This window comes from Streptococcus sp. SR4 (assembly GCF_000517725.1).
Taxonomy (GTDB): Bacteria; Bacillota; Bacilli; order Lactobacillales; family Streptococcaceae; genus Streptococcus; species Streptococcus salivarius_F.
Genome location: NZ_AZYW01000063.1, coordinates 1 through 2,120 on the forward strand (window position 1 = coordinate 1; position 2,120 = coordinate 2,120).

General features: G+C 40.5%; 2 protein-coding genes. Both read right to left on the reverse strand.

Annotated elements, in window-relative coordinates; all coding sequences use genetic code 11:
* Window positions 1-1,446, reverse strand: a 1,446-nt coding sequence (locus HMPREF1519_RS07655) for an SH3 domain-containing protein (RefSeq protein ID WP_037611786.1), incomplete at its 3' end; no start/stop codon positions are given.
* A gap of 293 nt (window positions 1,447-1,739) precedes the next feature.
* A partial coding sequence (locus HMPREF1519_RS07660; RefSeq protein WP_037611787.1) for a hypothetical protein occupies window positions 1,740-2,120 on the reverse strand: 381 nt, incomplete at its 5' end.

The window sequence follows — 2,120 nt, forward strand, 5'->3', positions numbered from 1 at the left end:
ATAGCTACCGTCTGATTGTTTATCGGCATGATACCAAGTAAGGTCGTCTTGACCATCTTTATTTGACCAGATTGGGACACGGACTTCCTGAACTGTCTTGCCACCACCTGAAACATTGGTTACGACAACATCAAATCCATTAGAGGTTTGGTTGTTGATGGTAAGGTTACCAGAAACACGGTTTTCTTGTGGTTTAGACTCAGTAGCTTTCAAGGTCGCAATATCCACATAACGACGTGTACCACTATAGCTAATATAAGAAATCCATTGGTGGTTATCCGCAGTCAAGACCTTGTCATAGTTCACTTTGTAGCCTTTTTCCAAGGTATAAAGTGTTTCTGCAGAAGCCTTAGGTTTATTTTTAACATTCAAGCTACGTGTCACATTATAAGTACCACTTGCTGGAAGCTTTTCAGCACCAGTAGTTTCTGGTTTTGCTTGATTAGTCTCTGTTGGTTTAACAGTTGGTGTTTCAGCTTTGGCAGGTGTCAAAGTCGCAATATCTGCATAATAGCGAACATAGTCATACCCAAGGTAAGAAATCCATTGGTGATTATCCGCAGTCAAAACTTTGTCATAGATAACATGGTCACCCTTACTGAAAACAAAAGTAGGTTTGAGGTCTGCTTTTGGTTCTTTCTTAATATTTGTGTCACGTGTAAAGTAGAAAGTTCCTGTCGCTGGGATGTTCAAAGCACCTGTTGTGGCTTGAGTGCCATTAGAAGGCTTACCATCCCCATTACCACTATTACCGTTACCACTACCAGCTGCCACTGGTTTCACTGGCGCATAACGACGCACGCCAGAGTATGATTTGTAGCTAATCCATTGATAGCCGTCAGCCGTCACGACTTGATCGTAAAGGACGCTGTCTCCTGGATTTACATAAAATTCAGCCTTGGCAGACACCTTGGGTTGATTCTTAATCTCTGTACGTTCCTTGTAGACATAAGTTCCTTGACTTGGAAGGTCGCTGTCTGTAGTTGTAGCTGGTTGGCTCACCAAACTAGTATTGACAGCTGCTCTCGTTAAGGCAGATACATCAAGGTTAGTGGCTGTTTCAGATGAAGCATTTGTGTTCCTTGTCGCTTCTGAGCTAGCAGTTGTTGATTCAGAAATTTTATCTGCTGCTTGTGAGGTACTAGCACTCACTTCACTTCTAGCCTCGCTAGTAGCAGTTCCACTAGCGGTTTGGCTAGTTGTTGAGACTTGGCTAGCTTTCTCACTTGATGCTACCCCACTGAAAATATCAGCTGCTGTCACAGCATCACTATCTGAGGTAGCACGCACAGTGGCATCTGAAGGTGTTGAAACTTCATGATGCTCATCAGCCAAAGCTTGACCTGCAAAGACCAAACTAGCTCCTAAAAGAACTGATGCTGCCCCAAATGAATATTTACGAATGGAAAAACGTTGTTGTTCGTGTAAAAATTTTTCTCGTTTCATATCAATTATTCTCTCTATCGAATTGATGTTACTGTTTGATTGTAACACTCGGTGACAAACATTACAAGTATTTTACAGAATATTACTGAATATTACTGAATATTTCTCACTTGTCCATTAGTATACCAAATTTATTTGACTTGTTCACACCTAAATCATAAACTGTCCAATTTTTGTCATAATCGGAAAATGACTGATTATACTTATATATTCGTTGTTTTTCCAAAAAAATTGAAAATAAAGTAAAAACACGACAGCTTTAAATGCCATCATGTTTCATTTTGAACCTTTTATCAATGTCCTACATCTGAATATGAAATGTAGTATCGTTGACCATCCTTAACAAAACTATACCAGTTTCCATCAGGTAAAATTTCATATTTGTCCCAATCAACATCCCCTGCAGGAAGTTTAGAAACAGCTCCACTGTCTTTATCTGGCGCAGCATAGACAGGTGTTTCCGCATCAAGTGTCAATGTTCCAGAAGTAGCTGTCCAAGCACCTCGACCACCTTCAACTTGAGAAGCTGGTGTTGTAGCTTCAGCCACTTGTCCGCCATCTGTAGTACCTGCTTGAGCTTGTTCTTGAGAAGAAGCTTTAGGTGCTACTGCTGAGGCCTGATTTCCATTTTCTTCATTTGAAACTGATGAAGATGATGATTGAGTTGATTTTTT